The sequence below is a fragment of the Micromonospora sp. NPDC050397 genome (genome assembly GCF_044901685.1).
Classification (GTDB): domain Bacteria; phylum Actinomycetota; class Actinomycetes; order Mycobacteriales; family Micromonosporaceae; genus Micromonospora_G.
Genome location: NZ_JBJDPS010000002.1, coordinates 375,725 through 400,807, shown reverse-complemented (window position 1 = coordinate 400,807; position 25,083 = coordinate 375,725). Strand labels below are relative to the sequence as shown.

Genomic DNA, 25,083 nt, shown 5'->3' with positions numbered 1-25,083 from the left:
TCAGCCGCGCCCGACGCTCACCCGAATCGACCGCCGTCACTCACGAACCGGCCAGGACCCGGTCGAGTTCGGCCCGGATCGCGGCGATCACGTCGGCGGCACCGCCGCGACCGGTGAAGCCGGCGGCCAACCGGTGTCCGCCGCCGCCCAGCGCCACCGCGACCCGGCTCACGTCGACCGCGCCCTTGCTCCGCATCGAGACCGCCCACTCGGTGCCGGCCACCTGCTTGAGCACGCAGCTCACGTCGGCCTCCTCGGTGCAGCGCACCGAGTCGATCAGGGCTTCCAGGACGTACGCCGGCTGTCCGTGCCGGGCCAGGTCGTCGAGGGTGGCCTGGGTCCACACCAGGCCGTTGCCGCCGGCGGCGTCCGGTTCGAGTACGGCCCGACCCAACACGTCACCGTAGAGCCGGACCGCGCCGAACGGCCGGGTGTCGAAGACCCGGCGGGAGATCTCCTCCGGCCGGATCCCGGTGGCGAGCAGGCGGGCCGCCATCTCGTGCACCGCCGGGGTGGTCATCGCGAACCGGAACGAACCGGTGTCGGTGGTGAGGGCGACGTAGAGGCACTCGGCGATGTCCCGGTCGATCGGTACGTCGAGCCGGTCGAGCAGGCCCTCCACCACCACCGAGGTCGCCGCCGCGTACGGGTCGACCAGGTTGATCCGGCCGAACCGGGTGTTGGAGGCGTGGTGGTCGAGCACCACGACCTCACCGGCGGAGTCCAGCCGGCCGGCGAGGTCACCGATCCGGGACACGCTGGCGGCGTCGAAGCAGAGCACCAGATCCGGGTCGGTCCAGGTGTCGGCGGCCGGCACCAGCAGGTCGAGGCCCGGCAGGCCGCGGAACGGCTCGGCCACCCCGGGCGGGCCGGGAAAGGTCGCCTGGAGCTGCCGTACGCCGATCCGGCGCAGGCCGAGCGCACAGCCGAGCATGCTGCCGAGCGCGTCCCCGTCCGGGTTGACGTGGCAGATCAGCAGCACCCGTCCGTCGGCCGGCAGGGCACGTACCGCGGCGACCGCGGCGTCCCAGTCAGCCGTGCTCGGGCCGGCCGGCGGCGACTGCGCGAGCGCCGAGCCGGTCACCGTCGGTCACCGGAGTTTCCGACCGGCTCGTCCTCGTCCTCGTCGTCGTCGTTCTCGTCGTCCTCGTCGATCTTGTACGGCTGCGCGTCTCCGGCGTACGCCGCGTTGGCCGCCCGCCGCTGCACCTCCTCGTCCGCGTTGCGGGCCACGGCGAGCAGGTCGTCGATGTGCTTGACCTGGTCCTGCACGTTGTCCAGGACGAAGGCCAGGGACGGCGAGTGGCGCAGCCCCAGGGCCTTGCCCACGGTGCTGCGCAGCATGCCCTTGGCACTCTCCAGGGCGGCGGCGGTGTTGGCCTGGTCGGTCGCGTCGCCGAGCACGGTGTAGAAGACCGTCGCCTCCCGCAGGTCGGCGGTGATCCGGGCATCGGTGATCGTGATCATGCCGAGCCGGGGATCCTTGATCTGCGTCCGCACCACGGAAGCCACCAGTTCCCGGACACGCTCAGCGTGCCGGCGCACCTTGGCCGGGTCCGACATTTCCGCACCTCCACGGCATACCAACTCCCGGCGCGGACCGGCGGCACGAGGCACCGCCGGCAGCGACCGGCCGACTTTTGAACACTACCCGCGCGGCACGCCGGGGCGCTCCCGGGCGGGGCCGAGGATGGTGACCCCCGGCGGAGCCCTCGGGTACGGACCCACCGACCCCGATCAGTCGTCCTCGCCGTACAGCCGACGCCGTACGGAGAGCAACTCGAGTTCGGGCCGTCCGGCGACCAGCCGCTCGCACCTGTCGAGCACCTCGCCGACGTGGCCGGCGTCGACGGCCACCACCGCGACCGCGATCCGCGACCGCCCGTGCAGGTCGAGCTCACCGACCTCGGCGACCGAGATCTCGAACCGACGCAGGGCCGCCACCACGGGGCGCACGTACGCGCGCTTTGCCTTCAGCGACCGGGAGTCCCCCGGCAGCAATACATCGAATACAGCGGTTCCGGTAAACATCGCCCAGGACCATACCGTCCGGACACCCCGCACGACCAAGGGGTTTACGCCGGTGGGCGTAAACCCCTTGGTCAGTTACGGCTACCGTCAGGCGCGGGGCTTCTCCCGCATCTCGAAGGTCTCGATGATGTCGCCGACCTGGACGTTGTTGTAGCTGCCCAGAGTCAGACCACACTCGAAGCCCTCACGGACCTCGGTGGCATCGTCCTTGAACCGCTTGAGCGAGCTGATCGTGAGGTTGTCCGCCACGACCGCCCCGTCACGCAGCAGGCGGGCCTTGGCGTTACGCCGGATGACCCCCGACCGGACGATACAACCCGAGATGTTACCGATCTTGGAGGACCGGAACACGTCGCGGATCTCCGCGCTGCCGAGCTCGACCTCTTCGAACTCCGGCTTGAGCAGACCCTTGAGCGCCGCGTCGATCTCCTCGATGGCCTGGTAGATCACGGTGTAGTACCGGATCTCCACGCCCTCGCGGTCGGCGATCTCGCGAACCTTGTTCGAGGCCCGCACGTTGAAGCCGATGATCGTCGCCGCCTCGTCCGAAGCGCTCGCCAGCATCACGTTGCTCTCCGTGATGGCACCGACGCCACGGTCGAGGATCTTGAGTTGGACCTCCTCGGGGATGTCCAACTTGAACAGCGCGTCCTCCAGAGCCTCCACCGAACCGGAGACATCGCCCTTGAGGATGAGGTTGAGCGAGGTCTTCTCGCCCTCCTTGATCTGCTCCATGAGCGTCTCGAGGGTGGCCCGGCCACGGGAGTTGGCGAAGCTCGCCGCCCGCCGTCGCGCCTGCCGCTGCTCGGCGATCTGCCGCACCGTACGGTCGTCCGCGGCGGCCAGGAACGTGTCCCCGGCGCTGGGCACCGCGGTCAGACCGAGCACCATCACCGGACGTGCCGGTCCGGCCTCGGCGACCTGCTGGCCGTTCTCGTCGAGCATCGCCCGGACGCGTCCGTGCGCCCCACCGGCGACGATCGAGTCGCCGGCCCGCAGGGTGCCCTTCTGCACCAGCACCGTCGCCACCGCACCACGACCCTTGTCCAGGTGCGCCTCGACCGCGACACCCTGCGCCGGCCCGTCGATCGGAGCGGTGAGCTCCAGCGACGCGTCGGCGGTCAGCAGGATCGCCTCGAGCAGTTCGTCGATGCCGATGCCCGGCTTCGCCGCCACGTTGACGAACATGGTCTCGCCGCCGTACTCCTCGGCGACCAGGCCGTATTCGGTGAGCTGCTGGCGGACCTTGTCCGGGTTGGCCTCCGGCTTGTCGACCTTGTTCACCGCGACCACGATCGGCACGTCGGCCGCCTTGGCGTGGTTGAGCGCCTCGATGGTCTGCGGCATGACGCCGTCGTCGGCCGCGACCACCAGCACCACGATGTCGGTGACCTGGGCACCACGGGCACGCATGGCGGTGAACGCCTCGTGACCCGGGGTGTCGATGAAGGTCAACGCCCGCTCGGAGCCGTCGTGCGGAACCCGCACCTGGTAGGCACCGATGTGCTGGGTGATGCCACCGGCCTCGCCCGCGACCATGTTGGTCTTGCGGATCGCGTCCAGCAGCTTGGTCTTACCGTGGTCGACGTGACCCATGACGGTCACCACCGGCGGCCGGGTGACCAGCCGGTCGGCGTCGATCTCGGCGTCGAGGTCGATGTTGAACTGCGCCAGCAGCGCGCGGTCCTCGTCCTCGGGGCTGACGATCTGCACGTCGAAGCCGAGGTGCTCACCGAGGAGCAGCAGGGTCTCGTCCGAGCAGGACTGGGTCGCGGTGACCATCTCGCCCAGGTTGAACATCTCCTGGACCAGCGAACCGGGGTTGGCGTTGATCCGGTCGGCGAAGTCCGACAGCGAGGCACCGCGCGACAGCCGTACCGCCTGGCCCTGACCTCGGGGGGCACCCGAGCTCATGGTCGGCGCGGACAGGTTGTCGAACTCTTGTCTGCGCTGCTTCTTGGACTTGCGACCACGGGTCGGCTTGCCACCCGGACGCCCGAAGGCACCCGCGGCGCCGCCGCCACGGCCACGACCGCCGCCACCCGGGCGGCCGGCACCACCGGCGCCCGCACCGGCCGGCGCTCCACCACCGGGACCGCCACGGTAACCGCCCCCGCCGGGAGCGCCACCGCCACCGCCCGGACGGAAGCCACCGCCACCGCCGCCGCCACCGGGGCCACCACGGAAGCCACCGCCACCGCCGCCGCCACCGGGACCGCCACGGAAGCCACCGCCACCGCCGCCACCACCGGGACGACCCGCGCCGCCACCGGGACCACCCGGACGGCCGGGGCCGCCACCGGGACGGCCAGGGCGCTGGGTCGGCATCGAGGCCGGACTCGGCCGAGGCGGCATGGAGGCCGGACTCGGTCGGGGCGGCATCGACGCGGGGTTGGGCCGAGGCCCACCCGGCGCCGCCGGACGCTGGCTGCCCGGGGTGATGCCGAACGGGTTGTTACCGCCGCTGCGTGCCGGCGGACGTCCACCGGGACCGGGCCGACCGGGCGTGGGAGCACCCGGGTTCGACGGACGCGCGGCCGGCGAACCCGGACGCGGCGGAACGGCGTTGGGACCCGGCCGCGGACGGCTGGTCTGCGCGCCACCGTCGGCCGGGGGCTCCCGACGAACGGTCTCGCGCTGTTGCTGGCGGGCAGCCTGGGCGGCCTTGACGGCCGCCTCCTGCTCAGCCTTGAGGGCGGCGGCGCGCGCTTCGGCGGCCGCTACCTCAATGTCGTGTGCGCTCGCCGGTTTGGCGGCGGGCGCCTGGGATGCCGCCGGCTGGGGCGGACCGGGAACCGGACCCTTGGGCCGGGCCGGTGGCGCCGTGGGGCGCCGGGGCGGCATGGGCTTGGCGGAAACCCGAGGCTCACCCGGGGCGCTGGGCCCGGGGGTGGGTGCCGGGGTCGCCGGAGGGGCTGGGGTCGCCGGAGCGGCCGGAGCCGGGGAGTTCGACGACGCTACGAACGCGCCACGCAGCCGACGGGCGACGGGCGCCTCGACCGTGCTCGACGCGGACTTGACGAACTCGCCCATTTCCTTCAGCTTGGCGAGAACGGTCTTACTTTCGACCCCGAGCTCTTTTGCCAGCTCGTGTACGCGGGCCTTGCCTGCCACTGCACTCCTCACTCCGAGGTCGTGCGGGCAGCACCCGCAACAACCTCACTCGTGCACTTGAAGCCTGGTCATTTCTGGGACTTCATCGTGTGCTCATGTCGGTCGTCCTACCTTGCTTGCGACCCTCGCCCGGCCGGATTGCCGGACGTAGTGGTTGACGCATTGATGTGCTCGGCCAACGCCCCGGTGTCCGGGACACCGGGAACGCGCAGGGCCCGCCCGAAGGCGCGCCGCCGCTGCGCCAGCGCGAGGCAAGCCGGGTCTTGGTGCAGGTGCGCCCCCCGACCCGGCAGTCTGCGGGCCGGATCAGGTCGGAGATCGTGACCAACCCCGTCGCCGACCGCAATGACCCGCAGCAGCTCCACAGCCGGCGCACGTCGCCGACAGCCCACACAGGTGCGCTCCGGCCACGCGCGTCGTACCACTGGGAAAGTCTACCCCTACCCGGCCGAGATCGCTCCGCCCGGCTCGGTCACGTGATCAGCACCGCCCCGCGCACCGGGCGGGGCCGGACTGGTCACCTGTTCGTTGTCGGGACGGATGTCGATCCGCCAACCGGTCAACCGGGCGGCCAACCGGGCATTCTGCCCTTCCCTGCCGATCGCCAGCGAAAGCTGGAAATCCGGTACGGTCACCCGCGCCGTACGGCTGGCCAGGTCGACCACGTCCACCCGCAACGCCTTGGCCGGCGACAACGCGTTGCCGACGAAGCTCGCCGGATCGTCCGACCAGTCGATGATGTCGATCTTCTCGCCGTGCAGCTCGCTCATCACCGCGCGGACCCGCTGTCCCATCGGCCCGATGCAGGCGCCCTTGGCGTTCACGCCCGGAACGGTGGAGCGGACCGCGATCTTCGTACGGTGACCTGCCTCACGTGCGATCGCCGCGATCTCCACCGTGCCGTCGGCGATCTCCGGCACCTCCAGCGCGAAGAGCTTCTTCACCAGGTTCGGGTGCGAACGGGAGAGGGTGATCTGCGGCCCACGGAAGCCCTTCGCCACGTGCACCACCACGCAGCGCAGCCGCTGGCCGTGCTCGTAGATCTCACCCGGCACCTGCTCCGGTGCGGGCAGCACCGCCTCCAGCTTGCCCAGGTCGACGCTGACGATGCCCTTCTCGGCCCGCCCCTCGTGCGCCTGCACCACGCCGGTGACCAGATCGCCCTCGCGGCCGACGTACTCGCCGAAATGCACCTCGTCGGTCGCCTCCCGCAGCCGCTGGAGGATCACCTGCTTGGCGGTCATCGCGGCGATCCGGCCGAAGTCGTGCGGGGTGTCGTCCCACTCCCGGCCGACGACGCCCTCCTCGTCGATCTCCTGGGCGTAGACCAGGGCCGCCCCGGTCTTGCGGTCGATCTCGACCCGGGCGTGCGTCTCCGCGCCCTCGGTGTGCCGGTAGGCGGTCAGCAACGCGGTCTCGATCGCCGCGAGGATCGTGTCGAACGGGATCTCCCGCTCACGCTCCAGTGCGCGCAGCGCCGCGAGGTCGATGTTCACCTCTCCTCGCCCTCCACATCTTCGTCGTCAGTGTCGTCGGTCTCGGGCAGGTCCCCGTGCAGCGCGCCGGGTCGGTCGTCGTCCTCGGGCTGGTCGTCGTCCTCGTCCTGGTCGTCGTCGAACTCGACCAGGTCCTCGTCGGTCACCTCGTCGAGGCGGTTGAACTCCACCTGGACCCGGCCCGGGCCGAGGTCCGCGTACGCCCACTCGGCGAGACGCCCGTCCAGGTCGAACCGAACCCGCTCGGTGTCGGCGGCGACCACCCGCCCGGTCAGGTGCCGCTCGGCGGACTGCCGGGCGCCCGGCACCGGCTCGGGCGAGCGCTGGTCGGGCGCCGGTTGACCGGTGCCGGTGCCGGTTTGGCCGGTGCCGGTGACGGTTTGGCCGGTGCCGGTGACGGTTTGGCCGGTGCCGGTGACGGTGACCTTGACCAGCCGGCCGACGTTGCGCCGCCAGTGCCGGGGCAGGGTCAGCGGCCGGTCCACCCCGGGCGAGCTGACCTCGAGCTGGTATTCGCCGGCGACCAGGTCACCGCCGGTCTCCTCGGCCAGGTCGAGCGCCGCGGAAATGGCCCGGGAGACCTCGGCCACCGCGTCGAGATTGATACCGCCGTCGCCGTCCACGATGATCCGCACGACGTGCCGGCGGCCCGCGCGGGCGACCGAGACATCCTCCAGGTCGTAGCCGACAGCGGTCACCACCGGCTCGATCACGGCCCGCAGTCGGGCCCGGCGAGCCGTAAGATCACCCCGAGGGCGCTCGACGGGCCGGCGATCGCCAGACCGTCCAGCGGCCGTCGACCGGCTGGCGGCGCGGCCACGCTGCGTCATATCCGCACCCCTTTCCGAATCGTCGGCGGCCCGTCCGGGCAGCCATGCCAGTGCGCCACCGGGCGGAAACACACCCGGCGGCTGCGCAGAGCGTAACGCGCGGGCCGACCGGCGAGCCGGGCGGCGCACCGACCGGGCGCGGCGCTGGTGGCGGCCTTGCCCCCGAGCGGTAGCGCTGATGGTGTTCACTTGCCCGGTGCGGACCGCAGACACGAATCAGTTCAACGGCGTACCGGGGCGGTCCCGGCGCGACATCGTGTGGGGGCTCGGTCTGGTGGCGCTGGCCACCGGAGCCGGGTCGCTCACCGGCTGCAAGCTCTTCGGCAAGGAAGAAGTGCCCCCGCCGCCCGACCCACTCGCCATCCTGGTGACCAACGCGTTCGACCTCGCCACCCGGTACGACGTGGCGGTGGCCGCGTTCCCCGCGCTCGCCGACCGGCTCGGACCGGTGGCGCAGGCGCACCGGGCACACGCGGCCGAACTGGCCCGGGTGAGCCGCACCACACTGCCGAGCGGTGCGCCGACACCCGGCGCGACCGGTGGCACCACGCCCACCGGGGACCAGAAGGCCGCCCTGGCGCTGTTGCGGGCGGCCGAGACCGAGGGGCAGCAGACCATGGCCAAGGCGTGTGCCGAGGCACCGTCGGAACGGGCGGCCCTGCTCGGCACCATCGCCGCGGCCCGCGCCACCCACCTGGAGGTGCTGCGATGAGCGGGGCGCTGGACGCGGCACTCGTCGCCGAGTACGCGGCGATCTTCGCGTACGGGCCGATCGGGGTGCGGCTCAAGGGTGCCTCGGCGACCGAGGCCAAGGCCGCCGAGGCCGCGCACCGGACCCGTCGGGACGCCCTGGTGCTGCTGCTGACCTCGGGCGGGGGCACCGCGCCGGCCGCCTCGGCCAGCTACGAGCTGCCCTTCCCGGTGACCGACGCGGCAGCGGCGATGCGGCTGGCGGTGGAGATCGAGGAGCGTACCGGGGCGGTGTGGCGGGCGGCGCTGGCCCAGACCAACGGGGCGGAACGGAGCCGGGCCCTGGACGCGCTCACCGACTGCGCGGTCCGCGCGACCCGGTGGCGGCGCGGCGCCGGGATCAGCCCGGCCACGGTCGCCTTCCCGGGCCGACCGGCCTGACCTGCCGCGACCGCACCACCGTCGCGCGCCCCGGGGCGCCGTCCCCCGGCGGCCGACTTGCCGATGGCATACCCGGTATACATACTCGTTAGCCGTGTCCATCCGCTACGGCCTACTCGCCCTGCTCCACCGCGGGCCGATGTACGGCTACCAGCTCCGGTCCGCCTTCGAGGAGTCGATCGGCGCCGCCTGGCCGCTGAACATCGGTCAGGTCTACACCACGCTCGGCCGGCTGGTCCGGGACGGACTCGTCCGGGCGCTGCCCGAGCACGACGCCGGGCAGCGGCCGTACCAGATCACCGAGGCCGGGCGGACCGCGCTCGCCTCCTGGTTCGACACCGCCGTCGGCCACGCCGACCGTCCCCGCGACGAGCTGACCATCAAGCTGGCGCTGGCGCTGGCCACGCCCGGGGTGGACATCAACGCGGTGGTACGCAACCAGCGCGCGGCCACCAAACGGGCGCTCCAGGAGTTCGTCCGGCGCAAGGTGCGCGACACCCCGAACCAGAACCTCTCCGGGCGGCTGGTGCTCGACGCCATGATCTTCCAGACCGAGGCGGAGATCCGGTGGCTCGACCACTGCGCCGAGAGCCTGGGCGCCCAGGCCGGGTCCGCGCCCGGGACCGACCAGCAGTGACCACCCGGCCGGCGGGGCGGCGCGGTCGGGCCGGAAATTCGGGGGTGTCTTTTTCCTCGATCGACGGCAGACTGTGCCGATGTCCACTGTGGGTACGCTCATCCGCCGGCTCGGCCATCGACGATGGTTCGCCCGGGCGGTCCGGCTCGTCGTACCGGTGGACCGGCAGCTCGGTCGGCTCACCAGGGGACGGATAGTGGCGCTCGGCATCGCCCCGTCGCTGATCATCACCACCACCGGTCGCCGCTCCGGAGAGCCACGCAGCAACCCGCTGCTCTACGTACGCGACGGGGAGGCGCTGGTGGTGACCGGTTCGAACTGGGGCCAGGCCCACCACCCGGCCTGGTCGCTGAACCTGCTCGCCGACCCGGCCGCCACGGTCACCCTCGACGGCACCACGCTCCCGGTCCGGGGCACCCTGGTCGAGGGCGCGGAACGGGACCGTCTGTGGCAACTGCTGCTGGCCGAGTGGCCGGCTTACCAGACCTACGTGGAGCGCTCCGGTGGCCGCGACATCCGGATCTTCCGACTGACGCCGGCCCGGAGCGCGGACCCGACCCGGACCGAGGGGTCCTGACCGGCGCCCCGGTCAGCCGAGGGGTCCGCCCAGCCCGATCAGCCGACCGACCAGGTAGGTGACCAGGGCCGCCGCCGCGCCGAGGAGCAGTTGTCGTCCGCCGCTCATCCACCAGGGACGGTTGGTGAACCGGGCGACCAGCGCACCGGCGACGAACAGCCCCAGCCCGCCGACGCCGAGTGCCAGCCAGAGGCTGGTGAAGCCGACCAGGTAGGTCAGCAGCGGCACCAGGGCGCCGACCGAGAAACAGACCAGCGACAGGACCGCGGCGGTCCAGGGACTCGGCTGCTCGTCCGGGTCGACACCAAGCTCTTCCCGTACGTGCACCCGCAGTGCCTCTTCGGGGTTGCGGCCCAGCGCGGTCGCGACCTGCTCGGCCAGCTCCCGGGGCAGCCCGCGCTGGACCCAGGCGTCGGCGAGTTCCAGCGCCTCCGCCTCCGGGTGGCGCTCCAGCTCGCGGCGTTCCTTGGCCACCTCGGCGGCCAACTGCTCGTTCTGCGACCGGACGCTGGTGTACTCGCCCAGGCCCATCGAGATGGCGCCCGCCACCAGGCCCGCCACACCGGTCAACACGATCGTGCGGGGCGCGATGCCGCCCCCGCCGACCCCGGCGATCAGGGCGATGTTGGTGACCAGACCATCCATCGCCCCGAAGACGGCCGGCCGCAGCCAGCCACCGGAGACGTCGGCGTGGTGGTCCTCCCGTAGCGCCGCTGGTGCGTCGGTCATGGCAGGGTGAGGATCTCGTGACCGTCCTCGGTGACCAGGATCGTGTGCTCGAACTGGGCGGTCCACCGCCGGTCCTTGGTCACCACGGTCCAGCCGTCGGCCCACATGTCGTACTCGTGGGTGCCGAGGGTGATCATCGGCTCGATGGTGAAGGTCATGCCCGGTTCCATCACGTCGGTCGGCCGGGGGCTGTCGTAGTGCGGCACGTAGAGACCGCTGTGGAAGGTCTCGCCGATGCCGTGGCCGGTGAAGTCGCGCACCACCCCGTAGCCGAACCGGCGGGCGTACGACTCGATCACACGGCCGACCACGTTGATCTGCCGGCCGGGCGCGACCGCCTTGATGCCCCGCATCATCGCCTCGTGGGCCCGCTCGACCAACAGGCGCGCCGGCTCCGCCACCTCACCCACGCAGAAGGTCGCGTCGGTGTCGCCGTGCACGCCGTCGATGAACGCGGTGACGTCGACGTTGATGATGTCGCCGTCCTCCAGCACGGTGGAGTCCGGGATGCCGTGGCAGATGACCTCGTTGAGGCTGGTGCAGCAGGACTTGGGAAAGCCCCGGTAGCCGAGGGTGGACGGGTAGGCGCCGTGGTCCACCAGGAACTCGTGCACCACCCGGTCGATCTCGTCGGTGGTGACGCCCGGCTTGCAGTGCTCACCCGCGAGCTGGGTGGCCTGCGCGGCGAGGCGGCCGGCGACCCGCATCTTCTCGATCGTCTCGGGCGTCTGGACGTGCGACCCGCGCCACTCCCGGGGCCGCTTCTTGCCGACGTACTCCGGTCGCGCGATGTGCGGCGGCACGGGCCGCCACGGCGAGAGCGTGCCTGGGGTGAGTGGCGCACGGACGTTCATTCACCCAGCCTATCGTCGGGCACCGACCCGCTCACCGCGCCCGTGACCCGCGCCACCGTCGTCCGACGACGGCCGCTCCGCCGGTCCCGCGCGCCCGCCGTTCGTCGCGACCCGGGGTACGGCCCGGGGCGGGTGCTCAGGTGGCGAGCCGCCGCCAGAAGGTGACCTCGGTACCCGTCGCCGTACGGTTCACGCTGAGTTCGCCGAGCGACCTGATCAGGGCCAGCCCCCGGCCCCGGAAACCGGGATCGTCCGACTCCCGCCACCGGCCGCTGTCCCGTACGGTCGCCGCCACCACCCCGTCGGCGACCGCCACCTCGACCATGATCGTTCCCTCCGCCGGTGCGACCGGATGCTCGATCGCGTTCGCCGCCGCCTCGGAGACGGCGACGACAAGATCGAAGCTGTCGGCCTCGCCCACCTGGTGCGCGGCGAGGAAGTCCAGCAGCCGCTCGCGCAGCGGACTCAGCTTGGTCGGGTCCGCCGGCAGGCGCAGCACGAGCCGGTCGGGGGTGCTCTGGGCGAGCAGCAGGATCGCCATCTCCTCGGCCCGGGGCCGGCGCGGGGCCTGGACGAACCGCACCTGCACCAGTTCCTCGATCTGCTCCCCGGGCGGCCCGTACGGGACGGCCGCCACCGGTGCGGACGACTCGCCCGCCGCCTGGATCGTCAGACCCCGGGTGTCGAGCGGGCTGACGCCGTCGACCAGGTCGTCGGCCGGGCTCCGGCTGCCGGTGGCGTCGACCGGGTGGCTCACCTCCGGTCGGCCCGGACGCCCGGTCACCAGCCCTCGACGACCCGCCGGGCCGGCCGGACGCCGGGTCCGGGGTGAACCGGATCCGGGAGGAGGTCCGCCCGACGGCGCCGCGACCGGACGGGGCGGGTGGAACAGCAGTCGAGCGCCGGGCGGCAGCACCGTCTCGACCGACCGGTGACCGACCTCCGGGCGGGTCCCGATCGGCGGACCGAGCGGCCGGCGGTACAGCACGTCGACCTGCCCCTCGGGTCCGACGCAGATCGGCGACGGGTGCCCGGCGCTGGCGTAACAGAGCGCGCCGGTACGCGGATCGAACTGGAGACAGAGGGCGATCACGTCCCACCGGTGACGGGCGTTGCCGAACTGCCGGTCGAGCAGGGTGAGGGCGGTCCCGGGTGGTACGCCGGCCAGCAGGTGCGCCAGCAGCGCGGTGCGGAGTTGCCCCATCGCGGCCACGGCGAGCACCCCGGTGTCGAGCACCTCACCGACCACCAGCACAAGTTGCCCATCACGCCGCGTGACTACGTCGTACCAGTCGCCGCCGGCAACGGGATCGATGTCACCAGGTATCCGACGGGCCCCCCGCACCAGGTCGGCATCCCGCCGCCTGCCATCTCCTGCCGGGCCCGAACTCATCTCGCCTCCTGCTCCGGTGGGGTGTAATCGCCCTGCCGCCCGCTCACCGTGTCGGTCCATGTACCCGATCGGGCCAGCGCCGTAACGCTTCGACCGAGGACAGTTGGATCGACTCCCGCTCCGGCGCGACCGACGCGGAATCACGGTGGGTAATGATCGCGGCGGACGCCCCACCGGTAATCACGTTGCCGAACGCCGCCGGCCGCCGCATGCTGGTGGACACACCGACGCACAGCACCCGGCCCGGAACACCGGGCCCCGCGTCGGGTCCTCGGATGACCCGACGTAAGCGACGGCGCGGGACGCGGTCACCTCTCTCACCCGTACGGCGTTCCGCCGTGCCAGCGCCCGTCCCGCGCCGTCGCACCCTTCAACGTCGCTCGACCGCTTCAACGGGTCTCGATTCCCGAGGGGTTGGGAAAGTCGGACAAATCTCTGTTTTTACGCGAACAGTCCCAATCAACGCATGGACGGTGACCCGCTCAGCGTCGTACCGGCCAGCGGCAGCACGCCCAACGGCACCTACTCCTGCACCACCGTCAACTGCACGTACACCTCGGGCCCGCTCTTCTCCGGCCAGGACAGCTTCAGCTACACCGTCCGCGACCCGTCCGGGGCGACCTCGGCCAGCCTGGTCACCGTGACGGTCACCCCGAACGCCGGCACCGGCCTCTCGATCAGCGCGCCGGAGACCGCGATGCTGCCGACGGTCACCATCGGTAGCACCCGGACCGCCGGCACGATCGGCCCGGTGACCGTCACCGACGACCGGGGCGTGTTCTCCGGCAACTGGACCGCGACGGTGTCGATCACCGACTTCACCACCGACGGGGGTGCGTCCTTCCAGACCGTGCCGAACGAGCTGGTCGCGTACGCCTCCGGGCCGCTGCTGCACGCCACCGGGAGCGGCACCTTCATCCCGCAGCCGGGCCCCGCTCGGGGTGCCGCAGACCGCCGCCGGGTGGAGTGGCGGGGTCGGGGGGAACATGGTCTCCTGGGACCCCACCCTCACGGTCGACCTGCCACTGGTCCTGGTGACCGGCAGCTACACCGCGACCGTTACCCACTCCGTGGCCTGAGCCGCGACCGGACGCCCTTGACCGGGACGCGGAACGACGGCGAGCCCGGCCGGGACGCGGGACAACGGCGAGCCCGGCCGGAGGGCGGGACAACGGCGAGCCCGACCGGGGGTCAGACGACGGCGAGCCCGACCACCCAGGTCAGCGCGATGGCTAGGCCGACGCCCAACTCGACCAGCATGGCCAGTCCGGCCGCCTTGAGCGCGTCCTTCGTGGACGGCCAGGCCAGCCTGGAGTCGCCGAGGCGCAGCCGCTCGGCCAACCAGACGCCGAGCACGAAGCCGGCGATCAGGCCCACCACCGGCACCACGAAGAAGCCCACCAGACCGAGTACGCCACCGGCCAGCAGCGTGCTGTTCGGCACCCCGGTCCGTTTCAGGTTGCGCCCCGGCCAGGCGTACTTGATCACGGTGCCGATCAGCGTGAGCGCGGTGGCGATGGCGAGGACCACCCACCTGCCCCAGCCCGCGTCGTCGAAGATCGCCCAGATCAGCACGCCGCCCCAGCAGAGCGGCAGCGCCGGGAGCACAGGCATCAGCACGCCGACGATGCCGGCGACGATGAGCAGCCCGGCGAGGAAGGTGACCAGGGAATCGGTGTCCGTCAGATCCACCCGGTCAGCCTGCCCTACCCGGACCGGTTTCGTGTAGTCGCGCGGTGATCCGCTCAGCCGCCACCGGTGCACCGAAGAACAACCCCTGCCCGGCGTCGCAGCCCAACGCCCGCAGCCGGTCTGCCTGCCCGGCGGTCTCCACCGCCTCCGCCGTCACCGACAGGCCCAGCGCGTGCGCCAACCGGACCAGCGTGTCCACGATCCGCTCGTCGACCAGCGCGAGCGCGTCGGTGGAACGGATTCCCTCGACAAACGGGGCGGCGAGCTTGAGCGCGTGGATCGGCAACCGCCGCAGGTACGCCAGATTGGAGTAACCGGTGCCGAAGTCGTCGATGGCCAGCCGTACGCCGAGCGCGGCCAGCCGGCGCAGCGAACGTACCGGCTCGCCGCCGGTGGCCATCAACGCGCTCTCGGTGATCTCGAGTTGGAGAAGTTCGGGCGGGAAGCCGGTGTCCCGCAACGCCTCGGCGACCATGTCGACCATGCCGGGATCGTTGGCCTGGCGTACGGCCAGGTTGACGCTGACCACGAGCCGCGCGTCGGGAAACTCCCGCCGCCACCGGCTGCCGTACGCGCACGCCTCGCGCAGCACCCACCGGCCGAGCCGGATGATCAGGCCGGTCTCCTCGGCCAGCCCGATGAACTGGTCCGGACCGAGCAGGCCCAGGTCGGGGTGACGCCACCGGACCAGCGCCTCGACCGCCCGCAGCGAGCCGTCGCCCAGCGCGACGATCGGCTGGTAGTCCACGGTGAACTCGCCCCGCTCCAGGGCCGCCGGCAGCACCGCCGCGAGCCCGGCCCGGGCGTTGTCCCGGGCACCCCGCTCCGGGTCGTACACCGCCCAGCGCCCCCGGCCGTCGGCCTTGGCCCAGTACAGGGTGGCGTCGGCGGCCTTCATCAGGTCGGCCGGACGGGTCCCGGCGAGCGCCTCCTCGACCAGGCCGATGCTGGCCGACACCTCCAACTGCTGGTCCCCGACCTGGACCGGCCGGGCCACGGTGGCGAGCGCGACCTCGGCCACCTCGACCACCTCCCGGGAGCCGCTGCTGCCGTCGACCAGGATCACGAACTCGTCGCCGCCCATCCTGGCCACCAGGTGACCACGGGCGGAGACCGACTCGGCGAGCCGCTGGGCGACCACCACCAGCAGCCGGTCGCCGAGGTCGTGGCCGAGGCTGTCGTTGATCGCCTTGAAGCCGTCGAGGTCCAGGAAGCAGAGGCCGACCCGGTCGGTCGGGCTGCCGTGGGCGAAGACCGCCGCCAGCCGGTCGAAGAAGAGGGTCCGGTTCGGCAGCCCGGTCAACGGGTCGTGCAGGGCCTGGAAGCGCAACCGTTGTTGGAGTTCGTACCGCTCGGTGATGTCCTCGACCACCGCCACCACGAACCTGGGTCGGCCGTCGCGGTGCCGGATCAGGGAGAGTGCGAGGTCGGTCCAGACGACCGTGCCGTCCTTGCGGCGGTACCGCCGCTCCGCCCTGGCGGACTCCCGCTTGCCCTCGACCAGTTCCTGGTAGAGCTCGGCGAGCGGAGTGGCGTCCTCGGGATGGCACAGCGCGGTGACCTCGGTGTCGCGCAGTTCGGCGACGGAGTAGCCGAGCATCTCGGCGAACGCCTGGTTGACGTCGACGATCCGACCACCGACATCGGCGATCCCCATCCCCAGCGCCGCCCCGGTGAAGACCGCCCGGAACCGCGCCTCGCTGTCGCGTAGCGCCTGCTCGATCTCGTCCCGCGCCTGCCAGGCCGAACGACTGATCCGTTCCTGCTGGCTGAAGGTCAGCTCGCGCAGGGCCCGGGCGAAGCCGGCCGCCAGGCTGCCCTGCAACCGGGCGACCCGGTGCCGTACGGCGGGCGAGTCGGGTCGCTCCGGCAGCACCGCGTTGGCGAACCCGGTGCCGAGGGCACGGACCGACCAGTCGAGCATGGCCGGCTCGGTGAGGTGGACCGCGACCAGCGCTTGGCCGACGTCGCCGGCCGGATCCGCGCTGAACGGTTCGGCGAGCAGCGCCTGTGCCAGCCGGGCCGTGTGCACCGCCAGCAGCCGCTCGGTCTCGGCCGAACTCATCGGCACGAAGCCGAGCCGGGCCATCGCACCGGCCCACTGTCGTGCGTACCGCTGCACACCGGCCCGGCTGAACTCCTCGCCGGTCACCGGTGGGACGGGCGCCGGCACGGCTAGCCGCCGAGTGCGTCGGAGCGGTCCACCCGGTCGCCGGCACGGGCCGACGTGGCGTCCAGAGTGGACGGTTGGACCTCCGGGCGAAGTTCGTCAGGCAGTTGCATGGTCCGCCTCAGCTCGTAACGCCGGTACGCCGACCGGCCCGGTAGAGCCATCGAGCATACGCGTGACCGGAGCACCCGGGGCCCCACCGTGAGTCGATACGTCCGACCCTTCGGCCCCTGTTGCGCCGCCTGTCGTCCGACCGCCGGCCCGCCGGCTGTCCGACCGGATCCACCGCCCCACCCGACCGGTTCCGGTGGCGCTACTCGAACGCTCCCACGGTGCTACTCGGCAGCTTCCAGCATCAGCGCGATGCCCTGGCCGACCCCGATGCACATGGTGCAGAGTGCCCGTCGGGCGCCACGGTGGCGCAGCTCCAGGGCGGCGGTCAACGCGAGCCGGGCGCCACTGGCACCGAGCGGGTGCCCGAGCGCGATCGCGCCGCCGTTCGGGTTGACGTGCTCGGCGTCCTCCGGCAGCCCGAGCTCGCGCAGCACCGCCACCGCCTGGGCGGCGAACGCCTCGTTGAGCTCGACCACGTCGACCTCGCCCATGGTCAGCCCGAGCCGGTCCAGCAGCCGCCCGGTGGCGGGCACCGGGCCCATCCCCATCACCCGTGGCGGCACCCCGGCCGCGGCCGATCCGGTGATCCGGGCCAGCGGGGTGAGGCCGTGGCGACGTACCGCCTCGGCGCTGGCGACCAGCACGGCGGCGGCACCGTCGTTCACACCGGAGGAGTTGCCGGCGGTCACCGTGCCGCCGTCGCGGAACGGCGTCGGCAGCGCGGCCAGCCGTTCCATCGACGTCTCCCGGGGATGCTCGTCGAGCGCGACCAGCTTCGTCTCCCGGCGACCGGCCGGCACCTCGATCGGCGCGATCTCCTCGGCCAGCCGGCCACTGGCCTGCGCCCGGGCAGCCCGCTGCTGGGAGCGGAACGCGAAGGCGTCCTGGGCGGCACGGTCGACACCGTACTCGGCGGCCACGTTCTCGGCGGTCTCCGGCATCGCGTCGGTGCCCCAGCCGCGCTGCATCAGCGGATTGACGAACCGCCAGCCGAGGGTGGTGTCGTAGATCTCCGCCGTACGGGCGAAGGGGGTGGTCGCCTTCGGCTGCACGAACGGCGCCCGGCTCATGCTCTCCACCCCACCGGCCACCACCAGATCGGCCTGGCCGGCGATGATGGCGCGGGCGGCGGTGCCGACCGCGTCCAGGCCCGACCCGCAGAGCCGGTTGACCGTGGTGCCCGGCACGCTCTCCGGCAGCCCGGCCAGCAGGCCCGCCATCCGGGCGACGTTGCGGTTGTCCTCACCCGCCTGGTTGGCGCAGCCGAGCACCACGTCGTCCACCGCCGCCCAGTCGACGGCCGGGTGGCGGGCCACGAGTTCCCGGATCACGTGCGCCGCGAGGTCGTCGGGGCGTACCCCGGCGAGCGCGCCCGCGTAACGGCCGATGGGGGTACGGACGCCGGAGACGAGGTATGCCGCTGTCACGTCCGGCAGCATAACCACTCCCGCCGCGCGCACTCCGGGCCTGCCGTCGCCCGGCCTCGGGGCACCGGCGACGGCCACTCCGGTCGCCGGGATAGTTTGTCCCCATGCGCCGGACCCTGGTCGCGCACGGAGCCGTGGCCTGCGTCCTGTCGGGCACGGTCACCGTGAGCCTCGCCGTTGTCGTCGGCCCGACGTCCGCGCTCACCGGGTACGTCAGCGAGGCCGGTGTGGGGGCCGGCGCGTACGCGACCGCGTACCGGTTGGGGGTTTTCGGGGTGGCCCTCGGCCTGCTGCTCCTCGCCGCCGCCCTGCCCCGCACGGTGTGGCCGGCGGCGGCGCTGCTCGCCGCCGGGGCGGCCGGCACCGGGCTCTCCGCCTCGGTCACCTGCAGCGCCGGGTGCCCGCTGCCGCCGTTCGAACAGACCACCGCCGCGGACCTGGTGCACGGTGGCGCGAGCATCGCCGCCGTCGCGTGTGTGGTCTTCGCCATGCTCGCCGTCGCCTGGTCGACCGGTGCCGCGCCGCTGCTGCGCCGGCTCGGTCTGGTCGGCGCCGTCGTGGCGTTCCCGCTCTCCGCGACGATCGGGCTGGCCATGCTGTTCGTCGGCCGGTCGACCCTGGTGGGCATCGTCGAACGGGCACTGCTCGGGGTGATCGCGCTCTGGCTGGTCGCCAGCACACTCGCAGCCGCCTTCGCCCCCGCCAAGGAGTAAGGAAGGGCCCCTTGTTATCGCTTTTGGTAGAGGAAGGGGCCCTTCCTAACCTCCGTCGGCGGTGAGCGGCACGTCCGTCGGCGGGGGTGAGCGGGGTCAGCCTCGGCCGGTGGTTCGGCGGCCACGCCGGGAGAGCGAGTCGAGGATGACCGCGGCCAGCAGCACCCCGGCCGTGATCATGAAACGCACCGACGAGTTGAGCTGGAGCAGGAACATGCCCGAGGTGATCGACCCGAGCACCAGGGCACCGAGCAGCGCACCGTAGGTCGATCCCCGTCCGCCGAAGAGGCTCACCCCGCCGATGACGGCGGCGGCGATGGCGATCAGCAGGGTGTCGGCGGCGCCGGTGGACTGGCCGGCGGCGAACCCGCGCGAGGCGGTCAGCACGCCGCCGAACGCGGCGAAGGCGGAGGCGAGCGCGAACACCGAGATCCGGATCAGGGGGACGTTGATGCCGGCCCGGCGGGCGGCCTCGACATTGCCGCCGACGGCGAAGATGCTCCGGCCGTAGCGGGTCCGGCGCAGCACCAGGTCGACCAGAACCACCAACCCCACAAAGATCAACAACGCCACCGGTACGCCCTGCCAGGCGTTGAGCACACCCACGGCGGCAAAAACCAGCACCGCCAGCCCGAGTACCCGCAGCAGTGACGCGAGCGGGCCCCGGGTCGGCAGTCCGGCCGAAATCCGCCGTCGGCTGTCGACCAGGACTGCCGCCGCGTACACGACAACCGCCGCCGCGCCGATCACCCATCCGGAGACGTCGTCCAGGTTGGTGTGGGTCAATCCGCCGATGAACCCGGTGTACGGGAGGTTGATCGTCCCCTCCGGGCTGAGCAGCAGGAGTTGGAGTCCCTGCCAGCCGATGTTCCCGGCCAGGGTGACGATGAACGCGGGCACCCCGATCCGGGCGAAGATCGTGCCCTGGAAGATGCCGATCGCGATGCCGAACAGGATCGCGACGATCATGGCGGCGACGTCGCCCCAACTGTTGCGCACACTCAGTACGGCCAGCAGCGCCGCAGCCGCCCCGGCCACCGAACCGACCGACAGGTCGATCTCGCCGAGCAGCAGGACCAGCACGATGCCGACACTGATCGTCCCGGTGGCGGCGATCTGGAGCGCCAGGTTGGAGAGGTTCTGCGGGCTGAGGAAGGCGTCGTTGAGCGACTGGAACACCGCCCAGATGATGATCAGCCCGATCACCACCGGCCAGGCGCCGAGTTCCCCACCGCGCAACCGTCGCCGGAGGATGTCCAGCGGCCCCTTTGCCCCCCGGTCGGCCGGATGTTGCAGGCCGTCTCCGGCGGGCGGCTCCGGGCTCGTGGTCGCCGTACTCATGCCGAGACCTCCCGCCGTGTCACGTCCGCTCCTCCGGGTCCGGGGAGCCGGCACCACCGTCCGCCCCGCCCGGCCCCGCCCCGCCCGAGCCCCCCGAGCCCCCCGAGGAGCCCGGCGAACCGCCCGGACCGCCCGGACCGCCCGGACCAGCCGAGCCACCCGAACCGGCCGAACCACCCGAGGAGCCCGGTGAACCGGCCGAACCGCCAGAACCGCCCGGACCAGGCGAGCCGCTCGAACCAGGCGGGGCGCCAGAAGAGGGCGGGGCGATGGGGTCGGTCGGACCGACCGGGCTGGCACCGGGTTCGGGCGGGCCGGCCAGCCCGCCACCGCCGGTCTCGGCGGAACGGGCCCGGCGTCGGGTGACCGCGTTGTCGAGCGCCCCGGTGATCGCCTGGACGATCTCCTCCTGGCTGGTCCGCCGCTGGTCGAACACCCCGGCGTTGCGGCCGAGCCGCAACACCGCCACCCGGTCCGCGACCGCCTTCACGTCGGCCAGGTTGTGGCTGATCAGGAGTACGCCGAGGCCCCGTTGCCGGAGCCGTTCGATCAGGTCCAGCACCTCGGCCGTCTGCGCCACGCCGAGCGCGGCGGTGGGCTCGTCGAGCAGCACCAGCTTCGGTTCGCCGAGCAGCGACCGGGCGATGGCCACGGACTGCCGCTGACCGCCGGAGAGCCCCGCCGCCGGCAGCCGTACCGACGGGATCTTGACCGAGAGGCTGACCAGCAACTCCCTGGCCCGCCGCTCCATCCCGATCTCGTCGATCACGAGGCTGCGGGTCAGTTCCCGGCCGAGGAAGAGGTTGGCGACCACGTCGAGGTTGTCGCAGAGCGCCAGGTCCTGGTAGACGGTGGCGATGCCGAGCGCGGTGGCGTCACTCGGCTTGCCGATCTGCGCCGGCCGACCCTGCCAGCGGATCTCGCCGCTGTCGGCCGGGTTCACCCCGGCGATCACCTTGATCAGCGTCGATTTGCCCGCGCCGTTGTCACCGACCAGCGCGACCACCTCGCCCGGGTAGACCTCGAGCGAGACGTCGGCGAGCGCCTCCACCGCGCCGAACCGCTTGGAGATGCCGGACAACGCGAGCACCGGTGTGTCGGCCACCGCCCCTCACCCCGTTTCAGTTCAGGAGTCGCCTGCGGAAGATCAGGAGTTACCGGTTCGACCGTCGACGGCGCCGCACCGGGGCGGTACGCGGTCTCGCCGGCCGCCGTACGGTCAGGAGATGCCGGCGGCGGCGCAGGGTTGGGCGAAGGCCCCCGTGCAGATCTGCGCCGCGGTGTAGAACCCGTCCTTGATCACGGTGTCCTTGATGTTGCTCTTGGTCACCGCGACCGGTTCCAGCAGTACCGAGGTGACGTCCTTGGTCCCGTTGTTGCGCATGGTGGTCGACTGCGCGGTGAAGTCCTTGCCGGTCGCCGCGTCGATCGCCATCTGGCCGGCGACGTCCGCCTCGGGTTTGATCGACTTGAAGACCGTCATGAACTGGTCACCGGAGACGATCCGTTGGATGCCCGCGAGTTCCGCGTCCTGCCCGGTCACCGGCGGCAGCGGGGTACCGAATCCGGCCCCCTTCATGGAGGCGATCGCGCCGCCGGCCATGCCGTCGTTCGCCGCGTACACCCCGATCACCCGGTCCCGCCCGATCGCCGTGATCGCCTGGTCCATCTCCTGCTGGGCCCGGTCCGGGGACCAGTCCGGGGTGTCGAACTCGTTGCCGATGTTGACCTTCCCGTCCAGCACCGAGTGCGCGCCGGCCTTGAAGTCGGCCGCGTTCGGGTCGGTCGGCGAACCGTTGATCATGACAATGTCGCCGCGCTTCGGGTCCTGCCCGTTGGCGCTCAACTGGTCCAGCAGGGCCTGACCCTGCACCATGCCGACCCGGCGGTTGTCAAACGAGACGTAGAAGCTGACCGGCCCGGAGGCGAGCCGGTCGTACGCGACCACCGGGACCTTCTGGGCCTGCGCGTTGCTGACGATCGCACCGGCCGCCTTCGCGTCGACCGCGTCCAGGATCATCACCTTGATGCCCTGGGTCAGCATCGCCTCGGCCTGCGCCTGCTGCTTGGCCGGATCCTGGTCGGCGTTCTGGTAGAGCACCTGGCACTTCGGGCAGAGTTCGCTGATCTTGGACTGGATCAGCGGCCGGTCGAAGGTCTCGTACCGAGTGGTCTTGGATTCGGGCAGCAGCAGGCCGACCTTGAAGCCGTCGTTGACATTCGCGTTGCCGGTCGAGGTGCCGCTCCCGCCGTTGTTGTCGTCTCCCCCGCAACCGGCGACCGCGAGCCCGGCCACGAGCAGCGCGCTGGTCACGCGCACGGCAGCACGAAATCTCGTTGACACGTTCGACCTCCTGGCCTAGCCGCCCCCGCTCACGCGACACCACCGCAGCGGATTCACGTTTGCCCTGGTTGTCAGCTTGGCGGAACTAAGCGCTCTTTGGAGCTGCTTTGCCAGCATCCGCCCGTTGACCAGGCGGGTCGCCGCGACAGCAGGCAGAAGGCACGAGGGCCCGAGGTCACGAGGACACGACGGCACGAGGACACGAGGGCGGGCGACGTCGGCGGACGCCGGGATGCCGGTCAGAACAGGATGGTGGCGAACGTACCGACCGGGCGGAAGCCGCAGCGCTCGTACACCCGGCGGGCCGGCACGTTGTAGTCGTTGACGTAGAGGCTGACCGTCGGCGCGACCCGGGTCAGCGCGTCCGCCACCACCGCCGCCATCGCGGCGGCGGCCATCCCCCGCCCGCGCCACCCCGGCGCCACCCAGACCCCCTGGATCTGCGCGGTGCGCCGGGTGACAACCGCCAGTTCGGCCTTGAACACCACCTGGCCGTCCACGAACCGGGCGTACGCGCGCCGGGCCCGGACCAGGTCGGCCACCCGGCGGCGGTAGCTGCGGCCACCGTCCTCGGCCAGCGGCGAGACGCCCACCTCCTCGGTGTACATCGCCACCGCCGCCGGGAAGAGCAGGTCCACCTCACCCGGGCGGACCGGGCGCACGTCCGGGTCGGGCGCGATCGGCGGCGTCGCCCCGGTCGCCAGCAACGGCTGGTTCGGCCGTACGTCACGAGCCGGTCCCCAGTGTGTGGAGAGCCGGTCCCAGAGGCCGAGCACCTCTTCGGCCCGCCCGACGATCGACGAGCAGAACCGCTCCTCGGCGGCGAGCAGTTCGGCGAAGGCGGCGATCGCCGGTGGGCTGGCCCGGACCGGGGTGAGCTGACCGCCGACCCAGCACATCGACTCGATCTCGCGCGCGCTGCCGTAGCCGTAGACCCGTCCGTCCGCGCGCCACCAGGACAACCCGTGCGCGGCGATCCGCTCGGCCACCTGGGCAGCCGCGTACGGTTCGAGGTCGAGCAACCGTTCGACGGTGCCTCGCTCGGCCTCGCCGAGTTGCCGTACCGGAACCATCAGCACACCTACCAGCGTGCCAGACGAGCGACCGGCGGCGCGGGGCGACGTCCACCCCGGTGGATGAGCCTCCACCGCGCCGGTCAGCCCACGGCCACCGCCTCGGCGGCCGGTTGACCCGGCCGGCTGCGCGCCGCCCAGCGGACCACCGCCGGCTGCGCCGCCCCGAGCAGGACGAAGAGCACGGCGAGCACCAGCCAACCGGGCGCGCCCCAGCCCACCGCGAGCGTGGTCACCAGCACCGGGGCCAGCATCCCGCCGAGTTGCATGCCCATCCCGTACGCGCCCTGGTACTGGCCCTGTGCGTGGGCCGGCGCCAGCCCGAAGGAGATGCCCCAGCCGGCGGCCGAGTGCCACAACTCCCCGATCACGTGCACCAGCGCTCCCGCCACCAGCAGCGTCACCGCGACCGGGGTCGGCCCGGCACCGCTGGCCGCGTAGAGCAGGCAGGCGGCCCCGATGGCGAGTCCGGCCCGACGGGCGGCGCGGGCGGCTCCGGTCAGCGCTTCGGTGCCGCGCGAGGCGCGTACCTGGAACAGCACGATCACCGTGGTGTTCACCAGCAGCAGCACCGAGATCAGCCAGCGGGGCGCGTCGGTGTGCTGCGCGATCCAGAGCGGCAGCGCGATGTTGAGCAGCCCGAAGTGCATCGACATCAGCCCGTCCAGCACGGTGAAGGCCAGGAAGGGGCGGTCGCGCAGGGCGATCAGGCGGGGCCCGTGCCCCGGCCCGGCGACCGGTGGGATCGGCGCCATCGGGATCAGGATCAGGGCGGCGACCGCCAGCGTGGCCGCGTTGATCCCGATCAGGGTCACGTACGCGGCGCGGGTGTCGGCGGCGAGCCCGACCCCGGCGAGCACGGTGCCGATCGAGATGCCGACGTTGGTGGTGGCCCGCAGGTAGGCCCGGGTGCGTACGCGCTGGTCCGGCGGTACGGCACCGGCGATCACCGCGCCCCGCGCGCCCCGGAAGGCGGCGTCGCTCAGTGCGGTGGCGACGCCGACGGCGAGGAACTGCGGGAAGGAGCGGACCGCGATCAGTGCCCCGGTGAACCCGGCCGAGGCGAGCAGGCCGAGCAACTGGGTGCCGCGCGGGCCGTACCGGTCGGCGAGGTAACCCATCGGCGCGCTCGCGACCAGGCTGACCAGCGCGGTCACGGTGAGGCCGAGCCCGACCTGGGCCACGCTCAGCCCTACCGAGCGGGTCAGGAAGAGGGCGCTCGCGGTCAGCCAGATGCCCCGGCCGACCGTCTGGACCAGGGTGGAGACGGCGAGGATCCGGCCCGCCCCGGGCTCCGGCAGAAATCGCGTCAGCATGACCCCCACCTAACCGTACAGACGTACGGTTTGTCGCCCGAGTATTGCCGGTCTCACGCACCCGAACTACCGAGACTTGTCGGCGACGCATTGCCGATATA

22 protein-coding genes and 3 pseudogenes are annotated in these 25,083 nt (G+C 72.3%); 6 read left to right on the top strand and 19 right to left on the bottom strand.

The features are described from left to right. Window positions 1-40 precede the first annotated feature (40 nt). The 7 genes and pseudogenes from ACI2K4_RS07920 to rimP form a co-directional block, all read right to left on the bottom strand. Window positions 41-1,084 (bottom strand): bifunctional oligoribonuclease/PAP phosphatase NrnA, encoded by a 1,044-nt coding sequence (locus ACI2K4_RS07920; RefSeq protein WP_404509638.1) that lies wholly within the window; start codon window positions 1,082-1,084, stop codon window positions 41-43. Next, window positions 1,081-1,563 (bottom strand): 30S ribosome-binding factor RbfA, encoded by a 483-nt coding sequence (gene rbfA / locus ACI2K4_RS07915; protein ID WP_404509637.1) that lies wholly within the window; start codon window positions 1,561-1,563, stop codon window positions 1,081-1,083. The genes ACI2K4_RS07920 and rbfA overlap by 4 nt, the downstream gene beginning before the upstream one ends. Window positions 1,564-1,737: 174 nt before the next feature. After that, window positions 1,738-2,031 carry a DUF503 domain-containing protein gene (locus tag ACI2K4_RS07910; protein ID WP_404509636.1) on the bottom strand — a complete coding sequence of 98 codons (294 nt, stop codon included), beginning with the start codon at window positions 2,029-2,031 and terminating at the stop codon, window positions 1,738-1,740. Between the two features lie 87 nt (window positions 2,032-2,118). Then, entirely contained in the window at window positions 2,119-5,145 is a 3,027-nt protein-coding gene (gene infB, locus ACI2K4_RS07905; RefSeq protein WP_404509635.1) for a translation initiation factor IF-2, read from the bottom strand. A 93-nt stretch (window positions 5,146-5,238) separates the two neighbouring features. Further along, window positions 5,239-5,570: pseudogene (locus ACI2K4_RS07900) on the bottom strand (YlxR family protein). 15 nt (window positions 5,571-5,585) lie between these two features. Continuing rightward, on the bottom strand, window positions 5,586-6,641 hold the full coding sequence (nusA, locus tag ACI2K4_RS07895) for a transcription termination factor NusA (protein WP_404509634.1): 1,056 nt from the start codon (window positions 6,639-6,641) through the stop codon (window positions 5,586-5,588). Further along, on the bottom strand, window positions 6,638-7,471 hold the full coding sequence (rimP, locus tag ACI2K4_RS07890) for a ribosome maturation factor RimP (protein WP_404509633.1): 834 nt from the start codon (window positions 7,469-7,471) through the stop codon (window positions 6,638-6,640). The genes nusA and rimP overlap by 4 nt, the downstream gene beginning before the upstream one ends. A gap of 274 nt (window positions 7,472-7,745) precedes the next feature. Here rimP and ACI2K4_RS07885 point away from each other — a divergent pair, with 274 nt between their 5' ends. The 4 genes from ACI2K4_RS07885 to ACI2K4_RS07870 all read left to right on the top strand — a co-directional run bounded on the left by ACI2K4_RS07885 (window position 7,746) and on the right by ACI2K4_RS07870 (window position 9,816). Beyond that, window positions 7,746-8,183 (top strand): hypothetical protein, encoded by a 438-nt coding sequence (locus tag ACI2K4_RS07885; RefSeq protein ID WP_404510296.1) that lies wholly within the window; start codon window positions 7,746-7,748, stop codon window positions 8,181-8,183. Next, on the top strand, window positions 8,180-8,602 hold the full coding sequence (locus tag ACI2K4_RS07880) for a ferritin-like domain-containing protein (RefSeq protein ID WP_404509632.1): 423 nt from the start codon (window positions 8,180-8,182) through the stop codon (window positions 8,600-8,602). Before ACI2K4_RS07885 ends, ACI2K4_RS07880 begins: the two co-directional genes overlap by 4 nt. Window positions 8,603-8,696: 94 nt before the next feature. Next, a complete protein-coding gene (locus tag ACI2K4_RS07875; protein ID WP_404509631.1) occupies window positions 8,697-9,239 on the top strand; it encodes a PadR family transcriptional regulator in 543 nt (180 codons plus the stop codon). A 79-nt stretch (window positions 9,240-9,318) separates the two neighbouring features. Beyond that, window positions 9,319-9,816 (top strand): nitroreductase family deazaflavin-dependent oxidoreductase, encoded by a 498-nt coding sequence (locus ACI2K4_RS07870; protein ID WP_404509630.1) that lies wholly within the window; start codon window positions 9,319-9,321, stop codon window positions 9,814-9,816. 12 nt (window positions 9,817-9,828) lie between these two features. Here the strand turns inward: ACI2K4_RS07870 and ACI2K4_RS07865 are convergent, their stop codons facing one another. From ACI2K4_RS07865 to ACI2K4_RS07855, 3 genes are all read right to left on the bottom strand, one after another. Then, a complete protein-coding gene (locus ACI2K4_RS07865) occupies window positions 9,829-10,545 on the bottom strand; it encodes a VIT1/CCC1 transporter family protein (RefSeq protein WP_404509629.1) in 717 nt (238 codons plus the stop codon). Beyond that, window positions 10,542-11,399, bottom strand: a complete 858-nt coding sequence (gene map / locus ACI2K4_RS07860) for a type I methionyl aminopeptidase (protein WP_404509627.1) — start codon at window positions 11,397-11,399, stop codon at window positions 10,542-10,544. The genes ACI2K4_RS07865 and map overlap by 4 nt, the downstream gene beginning before the upstream one ends. A gap of 136 nt (window positions 11,400-11,535) precedes the next feature. Then, window positions 11,536-12,792 carry a SpoIIE family protein phosphatase gene (locus ACI2K4_RS07855; protein WP_404509625.1) on the bottom strand — a complete coding sequence of 419 codons (1,257 nt, stop codon included), beginning with the start codon at window positions 12,790-12,792 and terminating at the stop codon, window positions 11,536-11,538. A gap of 466 nt (window positions 12,793-13,258) precedes the next feature. Between ACI2K4_RS07855 and ACI2K4_RS07850 the strand changes: the two are divergent. Continuing rightward, window positions 13,259-13,378, top strand: a pseudogene (locus ACI2K4_RS07850) (hypothetical protein); the annotation flags it as partial. A gap of 5 nt (window positions 13,379-13,383) precedes the next feature. Here ACI2K4_RS07850 and ACI2K4_RS07845 read toward each other — a convergent pair. The 4 genes from ACI2K4_RS07845 to pcaF form a co-directional block, all read right to left on the bottom strand. Further along, window positions 13,384-13,692, bottom strand: a complete 309-nt coding sequence (locus ACI2K4_RS07845) for a hypothetical protein (protein WP_404509624.1) — start codon at window positions 13,690-13,692, stop codon at window positions 13,384-13,386. Window positions 13,693-13,983: 291 nt separating this feature from the next. After that, window positions 13,984-14,484 (bottom strand): DUF456 domain-containing protein, encoded by a 501-nt coding sequence (locus ACI2K4_RS07840; RefSeq protein WP_404509623.1) that lies wholly within the window; start codon window positions 14,482-14,484, stop codon window positions 13,984-13,986. Window positions 14,485-14,488: 4 nt separating this feature from the next. Then, on the bottom strand, window positions 14,489-16,636 hold the full coding sequence (locus ACI2K4_RS07835; RefSeq protein WP_404509622.1) for a putative bifunctional diguanylate cyclase/phosphodiesterase: 2,148 nt from the start codon (window positions 16,634-16,636) through the stop codon (window positions 14,489-14,491). A 353-nt stretch (window positions 16,637-16,989) separates the two neighbouring features. Continuing rightward, window positions 16,990-18,195, bottom strand: coding sequence for a 3-oxoadipyl-CoA thiolase (gene pcaF / locus ACI2K4_RS07830; protein ID WP_404509621.1), 1,206 nt, complete (start codon window positions 18,193-18,195; stop codon window positions 16,990-16,992). Between the two features lie 104 nt (window positions 18,196-18,299). On the opposite strand from pcaF, the gene ACI2K4_RS07825 reads away from it, so the two are divergent. Continuing rightward, a complete protein-coding gene (locus ACI2K4_RS07825; protein WP_404509620.1) occupies window positions 18,300-18,908 on the top strand; it encodes a DUF998 domain-containing protein in 609 nt (202 codons plus the stop codon). Window positions 18,909-19,004: 96 nt separating this feature from the next. Here ACI2K4_RS07825 and ACI2K4_RS07820 read toward each other — a convergent pair whose 3' ends face one another. The 5 genes and pseudogenes from ACI2K4_RS07820 to ACI2K4_RS07800 form a co-directional block, all read right to left on the bottom strand. Next, window positions 19,005-20,249 carry a sugar ABC transporter permease gene (locus tag ACI2K4_RS07820; RefSeq protein WP_404509619.1) on the bottom strand — a complete coding sequence of 415 codons (1,245 nt, stop codon included), beginning with the start codon at window positions 20,247-20,249 and terminating at the stop codon, window positions 19,005-19,007. Window positions 20,250-20,556: 307 nt separating this feature from the next. After that, window positions 20,557-21,354, bottom strand: a pseudogene (locus ACI2K4_RS07815) (ATP-binding cassette domain-containing protein); the annotation flags it as partial. 114 nt (window positions 21,355-21,468) lie between these two features. Beyond that, window positions 21,469-22,569, bottom strand: a complete 1,101-nt coding sequence (locus ACI2K4_RS07810) for a sugar ABC transporter substrate-binding protein (RefSeq protein ID WP_404509618.1) — start codon at window positions 22,567-22,569, stop codon at window positions 21,469-21,471. A gap of 263 nt (window positions 22,570-22,832) precedes the next feature. Continuing rightward, the gene (locus tag ACI2K4_RS07805; RefSeq protein WP_404509617.1) at window positions 22,833-23,672 is read right to left on the bottom strand and encodes a GNAT family N-acetyltransferase; all 840 of its coding nucleotides are present in this window, start codon (window positions 23,670-23,672) and stop codon (window positions 22,833-22,835) included. A gap of 77 nt (window positions 23,673-23,749) precedes the next feature. Beyond that, window positions 23,750-24,982, bottom strand: a complete 1,233-nt coding sequence (locus ACI2K4_RS07800; protein WP_404509616.1) for an MFS transporter — start codon at window positions 24,980-24,982, stop codon at window positions 23,750-23,752. Between the last annotated feature and the right edge of the window lie 101 nt (window positions 24,983-25,083).

Bases quoted from the DNA above. Each gene is read 5' to 3' on its own strand.
- map (WP_404509627.1), bottom strand. From the start codon at position 11,399: ATGAACGTCCGTGCGCCACTCACCCCAGGCACGCTCTCGCCGTGGCGG.
- ACI2K4_RS07820 (WP_404509619.1), bottom strand. From the start codon at position 20,249: ATGAGTACGGCGACCACGAGCCCGGAGCCGCCCGCCGGAGACGGCCTG.
- ACI2K4_RS07910 (WP_404509636.1), bottom strand. From the start codon at position 2,031: ATGTTTACCGGAACCGCTGTATTCGATGTATTGCTGCCGGGGGACTCC.
- ACI2K4_RS07880 (WP_404509632.1), top strand. From the start codon at position 8,180: ATGAGCGGGGCGCTGGACGCGGCACTCGTCGCCGAGTACGCGGCGATC.
- ACI2K4_RS07870 (WP_404509630.1), top strand. From the start codon at position 9,319: ATGTCCACTGTGGGTACGCTCATCCGCCGGCTCGGCCATCGACGATGG.
- ACI2K4_RS07800 (WP_404509616.1), bottom strand. From the start codon at position 24,982: ATGCTGACGCGATTTCTGCCGGAGCCCGGGGCGGGCCGGATCCTCGCC.
- ACI2K4_RS07825 (WP_404509620.1), top strand. From the start codon at position 18,300: ATGCGCCGGACCCTGGTCGCGCACGGAGCCGTGGCCTGCGTCCTGTCG.
- rbfA (WP_404509637.1), bottom strand. From the start codon at position 1,563: ATGTCGGACCCGGCCAAGGTGCGCCGGCACGCTGAGCGTGTCCGGGAA.
- rimP (WP_404509633.1), bottom strand. From the start codon at position 7,471: ATGACGCAGCGTGGCCGCGCCGCCAGCCGGTCGACGGCCGCTGGACGG.
- ACI2K4_RS07865 (WP_404509629.1), bottom strand. From the start codon at position 10,545: ATGACCGACGCACCAGCGGCGCTACGGGAGGACCACCACGCCGACGTC.
- ACI2K4_RS07855 (WP_404509625.1), bottom strand. From the start codon at position 12,792: ATGAGTTCGGGCCCGGCAGGAGATGGCAGGCGGCGGGATGCCGACCTG.